The sequence below is a fragment of the bacterium genome, from assembly GCA_040753555.1.
Classification (GTDB): domain Bacteria; phylum UBA9089; class UBA9088; order UBA9088; family UBA9088; genus JBFLYE01.
Genome location: JBFMDZ010000131.1, coordinates 1 through 6,183, shown reverse-complemented (window position 1 = coordinate 6,183; position 6,183 = coordinate 1). Strand labels below are relative to the sequence as shown.

General features: G+C 34.2%; 5 protein-coding genes. 4 read left to right on the top strand and 1 reads right to left on the bottom strand.

Annotated elements, in window-relative coordinates; translation table 11 throughout:
- Window positions 1-123 precede the first annotated feature (123 nt).
- Window positions 124-246, bottom strand: coding sequence for a hypothetical protein (locus tag AB1630_09670; GenBank protein ID MEW6104057.1), 123 nt, complete (start codon window positions 244-246; stop codon window positions 124-126).
- Between the two features lie 135 nt (window positions 247-381).
- Between AB1630_09670 and AB1630_09665 the strand changes: the two genes are divergently transcribed.
- From AB1630_09665 to hisC, 4 genes are all read left to right on the top strand, one after another.
- A complete protein-coding gene (locus AB1630_09665) occupies window positions 382-2,520 on the top strand; it encodes a tetratricopeptide repeat protein (GenBank protein ID MEW6104056.1) in 2,139 nt (712 codons plus the stop codon).
- Between the two features lie 84 nt (window positions 2,521-2,604).
- Window positions 2,605-4,326: an ABC transporter ATP-binding protein gene (locus tag AB1630_09660; GenBank protein ID MEW6104055.1), complete on the top strand. Its 1,722-nt coding sequence runs from the start codon at window positions 2,605-2,607 to the stop codon at window positions 4,324-4,326.
- The gene (locus AB1630_09655) at window positions 4,298-4,930 is read left to right on the top strand and encodes a lysophospholipid acyltransferase family protein (protein MEW6104054.1); all 633 of its coding nucleotides are present in this window, start codon (window positions 4,298-4,300) and stop codon (window positions 4,928-4,930) included. Before AB1630_09660 ends, AB1630_09655 begins: the two co-directional genes overlap by 29 nt.
- A 10-nt stretch (window positions 4,931-4,940) precedes the next feature.
- On the top strand, window positions 4,941-5,981 hold the full coding sequence (gene hisC, locus AB1630_09650; protein MEW6104053.1) for a histidinol-phosphate transaminase: 1,041 nt from the start codon (window positions 4,941-4,943) through the stop codon (window positions 5,979-5,981).
- Window positions 5,982-6,183: the final 202 nt, after the last annotated feature.

Below are 6,183 nucleotides of genomic sequence, written 5' to 3'. Positions count from 1 at the left end.
TACAAAAAACAAAGAAGAAAAAACCAAAGGGAAAGGCAAAAATCACTATAAATATAGAAGGATAGAGAAGATAAAAGAAAAAAATGATGATTTTTAATGTGTTTAAGTTTTTACCGAGAATTACTACGGGCAGATACGGTCAATAATCTCTGCAATATTCATCTTATCAAGGACAGGCTTAAGAAGGACTAAAGAGCCAATTGTTTTGGAGAAAAACTTGATTTTGTCTTCTGAAATATCTTCCACATCTTCTTTATCGGTTTTTAAAGCAAAAAACTTGAGAGTTTTTTAGTCTTATGTTAATCTATTATTAAGGTAGCGGAAAATGGGAAATTATCAGAATTATTGCTATTTGATTTTATTTAATATAAAATAGATGATGTGAAAATTTTGTTTTTTCTTTTATTTGCTACTTTAATCTACGGAAGGGATATAAAGCTAATAAGGGCGCAAGAGTTTGTAAAGGAGGGGTTTTGGTCATATCAAAGGGGAGATTTTAAAGAGGCTATTTCTTGTTATAAAAAGGTATTAGAGATTAAACCTGATTTTTCTGATGCCTGGTATTGGTATGGAAATAGCCTGTTTAGATATGGGATGAATGATTTGGCAAAGGAATCCTACAAGATGTATTTGAGGCTTTCTGATGACCCCTATACAAAGGATAAAATTGAAAGATATTGGGAAAAGGGAAAGGATGAATATGTCCAAATTTTTACAATAAAAGGGGATATACAAGATGACAAAAGGTTTTTCTCAGCTTCTGGGATATATGTTGATAAAGCTGATAATTTATATGTAGCAGGGTTTGGAAACGATGTCCTTTTGAAGCTCTCTCCATTTGGAAGGCTTCTTTTAAGGATAACACATAAATCCCTTAAAAAACCCTATGGTGTTTGCACAGACAATGAGGGGAATGTTTATGCAACATCATATTCAAATAATTGCCTCTTAAAATTCTCTCCTTCTGGAAAGCTCCTTTTAAAATTTGGGAAAAAGGGAAGAGGGGATGGTGAATTTATTGGTTGCAAGGGAATAAGCATAGATAGCTTTGGGTATATCTATGTTGTTGATGCAGAGAGGATGCAGAAATTTTCTAAGGAGGGTAAGTTTATATCAAAGATAGATGGGCTTTGCCTTCCAAACAACCTTGTTATTTCCCAAGATGGGTCTATCTTTATCTCTGATAGCCTAAATGTTAAAATATTCGATTCCTCAGGAAATCTCATTAATTCTATCCCTATTAAGCCAAAATGGGTATCTATCCATAATAACAACATTTATATCGTAACAAAGGATGGAATTTCTATCTATTCAAAAGAGGGGAAAACTATAAAAAAAATAAAGACAGATTTTGCAGGTGAAGGCCTGGCTCTTAATAAATTTGGGTTTATTTATATATCCTCTCCAGGCTCCTCAAATATCTATACATTTTCCAGCCTTTCTAATTTGCCTGACATCCTTGTTAATAGAATAGACCTTGCAAATTATCCTATGGTTCTTTTCTCAATTACCTTAAAGAAAGGTAAATACGATATTCCAGGCCTTTTTGATAATAATTTTAAGGTATCAGAGGAGAATAGGGTTGCATATCCATTGGGCGTTGATGAGATATTGAAGAAACAAGAAAATCTTGGTCTTATTTTTGTAATTGAGGATTCAAAATACATAAAGAAGGATGTAAAAAATCTTTTGCTTTCCTCTGTTTCCAAATTTAAGGATGGATTTGCTGGCGCATCAATTATCTCTTTTTCAAATACATCAAATATCTTTTTAGATTTTACCCTTAATAAGACACAAATAAAAGATGCAATTGAGAAATTAAGCTTTAATGGATCTACTAATGAAGATGCTCTTCTTTCGTCATTAAATAAGGGGATAGATTGTGCTGTCCCCCTTTTAAGCAAAAGGGCTGTGATTGTAATTACATCCATTAGCCTTAAGAAAGAGACGCAAGAGATAAAAAGATTAAAGAATTATGCAAAAAATAATGGAATCCCCATATTTGTTATTGATTATAAGAAAGATATAGACCCTATTTTAGAAAAAATAGCAAAAGAAAGTTATGGAAAGTATTTGCTCTCAAGGAATTCAAAGGAGCTTAATAATTTTTATAATTTTCTTACAGAAAGCCTTTCTTGCCAGGTGCAATATATCCTCTATTATCACTCTCCAAATGCAAGCCTTAAATGGAGCAATGAATGGATAGAGGCAATCCTTGAGGTAGGACAGGGTAAATTTGGCTTAAAGGAAAAGATTTCATATTTAATCCCAGATTTTGGTGGAGCAAATAGCTCTTTAGGAAGGGCCCTTATAGAGAAAAAGCTCTACCTTGAGCAGGCGAAGAAGATAGAGGAATATAAGAAGAAAAAAGAGGAGGAAAGAAAGAAGATAAAGGAGATGTTTGCTGCTGAACATAAGCCTGCTGAAGAAAAGAAAGAGGAAAAGAAAGAAGAAAAGGAAGAGGAAAAGGAAGAAGCACCAGAAGAGGAAAAGGAAGAAGGAGGACATGGGGGACACTAATTTGTACATCGTATATCGTATTTCGTATATCGGATAAAAATGCAAAGAACGAACGACGATATACGAACGACGAAGGACGAACAAATGAACCCATTAACAAGGCTTTTAAAATATCTTTTTGGCTTTAAGGCATATCTTATCCTAGCAGGATTTTGCATGCTTATAAACTCCCTTGCCACCATTGCCTTGCCCTGGATGGGAAAGATGCTTTTGGATGCTTTGCCAAAGAAAGATATTTCCCTTATAGCTTTTATCCTTGCCTTAAGTATTGGAATTGCATTTGTATTGGCAATTTCACGGTATGGCCAAAGCCTTCTTTTAAATCTTATTGGAGAGAGGGTTATATTCAACATAAGATGTGATGTATTTAATCACCTTATGGATGTCTCTTTGGGATTTTATGGAAAAAGAAAAAAGGGCGAGATTTTATCAAGGATTACAAATGATGTCCTTATCCTTAAAAATTTTCTCTCTGAAGACATCCTTTCCCTTATAAAAAACCCTATTGTCATTATTGGCTCAATATCTATCCTTTTCTACCTTAACTGGAAAATGACATTGCTTACCCTGGCCATTACACCATTGGTTATAAGGGTAATCTATAGGGCTGGGAAGAGGATGAAGGATATAACCCTATCCTGCCAGAGGAGACTGGCAGAGCTTGTTGGGATTGCATCAGAGGATATTCATAATGTAGCTACCATAAAGCTCTTTACAGCAGAGGAGAAGGAGAAGGAGAGATTTAAAAAAAAGAACCTTGAGTATTTCGTCCTTACAAGAAAAACCATAAGGCTTCTTTCCCTTTCCATTCCTCTGGTTGAACTTCTTGGGACAATTGGGATAATTGTTTTATCTGGATATGGAGGATGGCAGGTTATCACAGGAGGTCTTACACAAGGAGGGCTTGTTGCATTTTTATTTTATATTGGAACAATCTCATCGCCCCTTAAGTCAATAACAAAGACAAATCTTATTATAAATCAGGCAATATCAGCTGCATCTCATATATTTGAGCTATTGGATACAAGCCCTATTATTCAAGAGGACAAGGATGCTTTGCCTCTTAAAATAAAAGAGGGAAGGATAGAGATTAAAGATGTATATTTTGGCTATGCAGAAACTCCTGTTCTCTCTGGTGTTAACCTTGAGATTAAACAGGGTGAATTTTTAGGGATAGCTGGGGAATCTGGTTGTGGAAAGACAACCCTTGTCAATCTTATTTTAAGGCTTTATGAACCACAATCTGGAACAATTACAATTGATGGCGTAGATATTAGAAAAATTACAATAAAGTCCTTAAGGGAGAATATAGGCTTTGTCTCCCAGGAACCAGCCCTTTTCTCTGGAACAATTGCAGAAAATATTGGTTATGGGTTGTCTTCATTCTCTATGGATGAGATAGAAAAGGCAGCCTCCCTTTCCCATTGCAATTTTATCAAGGAGCTTCCAGAAGGATATAACACAGAGATAGGAGAATATGGCACAAGGCTTTCTGCTGGACAAAAACAAAGAATAGCTATTGCGAGGGCTTTGATTATGAAGCCAAAGATTCTTATTTTGGATGAAGCAACATCAAATCTGGATTATTCCTCTGAAAGGGAGATAATATCCTCTTTCTCTGAAATCCTTTCCCTTAAAACTACCCTTATTGTCATTGCCCACAGGCTTTCAACCATTGTAAATGCAGATAGGATTGTTGTAATGGATGAAGGAAAAATTGCAGAAATGGGAAGCCACAAGGAATTGATGAAAAAGGGAGGTTTGTATAAAAGGCTATATGAGGCTTACGGAAATAGCATTTGCTGATAAAATCTTGCCAATGGGTGCATTGGCTATTATAAAAGGTATATCTAATACCCTGAAATTAAAGGTAATAGGCGAAGAAATGGTGAAAGATTTAGATACCAGGGTTTTATATGCCTTTTTCCATGGAAGACAATTTCTTTTGGTCTGGTATATGAGAAATAAAAATATTACCCTTCTTTCAAGCCTTTCAAGGGATGGTGAAATCCAGGCAAGGATTCTTAAAAGATTTGGTTATGAGATTATTAGAGGCTCTTCTGCAAGAAAAGGTGCAGAAGGAATAATTGGGCTTAAAAATAAGGTTTTACAAGGGTTTGATGTTGGCTTGGCTGTTGATGGACCAAGGGGTCCTTGCTATTCTATAGGAGATGGCGTAATATACCTTGCAAAGAAACTCTCACTCTACATTGTTCCCTTAACATCAGCAAGCTATCCCTCATGGACATTCAAGAATGCTTGGGATAAATACCAAATGCCCTGCCCATTTAGTAAAGCCATAATCCTTTTTGGAAAACCCTATAAAGTACAGGGAGAAATAGAAGAAGAGAAAGAAAGCCTTAAAGAAAGACTAATTTTGCTTACAGAAGAAGCAGAAAGAATGATATAATTTAGGAAAAATGATAGAAAATTTTATGAACCCTAATATTTTGAATATCTCTCCATATAATGCAGAGAGGGAGGATTTACCAATAAAGCTTGATATTATGGAGAATCCCCATAATCTTCCACAAAAAATAAAAAATAAAATAAAGAAAAAAATAGACAAAATAAGCTTTAATAGATACCCATCTCCTTCTGCTTTAGCTTTAAGGGAGAAGCTAGAAACCTATACAGGGGTATCAAAGGAGGTAATTTTGGTTGGCAATGGCTCTGATGAGCTTATTTTATACATCCTCCTTGCCTGCGGTGGCTTTAAGAAAAAGGTAATCTTTCCTACCCCAACATTTCCAATGTATGAAATAATTGGAAAGATAGCAGGTTGTGAAACAATAGGAATTCCATTAAAGCCTGATTTTGAGCTTAACTGTGAAGGAATAATAAAGGAGGGAAAGAAAAATAGCATAATCTTTATTGCATATCCAAATAACCCAACGGGAAATTGCTTTGAAATAGAGGCTATATTAAAAATTATAAAAGAGACAGAATCTATTGTTGTTATAGATGAGGCATATTTTGAATTTTCAAAGAAAACATTCGTTGATATTTTAAGCCAATACGATAGGCTTGCTATTATTAGAACATTCTCAAAGGGCTTTGGTCTTGCTGGAATAAGGTGTGGATATATTATGGCAAATCCACAATTTATAGATTGCCTTAAATTGGTAAAGCCTCCCTACAATCTTAATACCTTGACCCAAGAAATAGCCTTAATCTGCCTTAAGGAAAGGGATATTATAAATGGCTTTATAGAGAAAATAATCAAAGAGAGGGAATGGTTATATCTTAATCTTTCAAAAATTAAAGGAATAATTGCCTATAGGTCATTAGCAAATTTTATCTTGTTTAAAACAAAAAACCCTCAATCTCTCTATTCTTCTCTCCTTAAGGAGGGGATTTTAATAAAAAAAGTAGACGATTATCTTAGGGTTTCAATTGGAAAACACAAGGAAAATAAGGCATTTATAAGAGCAGTAGAGGCAAATCTAAAGATATACTAAAATCAAGTATCTATTCACTTAACTTTTCCTTAATTTTTCTCCGCTACAGAGAAAAGTATTGATAAATAATAATTTTCTGGAACTTACCCATAAGTTTGTAGAAACAAATCCTGCTTAGGTTTTTAACACTTTATTTTATTCAAAAAGAGAAAAACTAAAATTTTATCTTTAAAAAAAAGGAAAAAATGCCGATATATTAAAT

Coding starts and splice junctions, on each gene's coding strand:
- AB1630_09660 (MEW6104055.1), top strand. CDS start 2,605: ATGAACCCATTAACAAGGCTTTTAAAATATCTTTTTGGCTTTAAGGCA.
- AB1630_09655 (MEW6104054.1), top strand. CDS start 4,298: ATGAGGCTTACGGAAATAGCATTTGCTGATAAAATCTTGCCAATGGGT.
- hisC (MEW6104053.1), top strand. CDS start 4,941: ATGATAGAAAATTTTATGAACCCTAATATTTTGAATATCTCTCCATAT.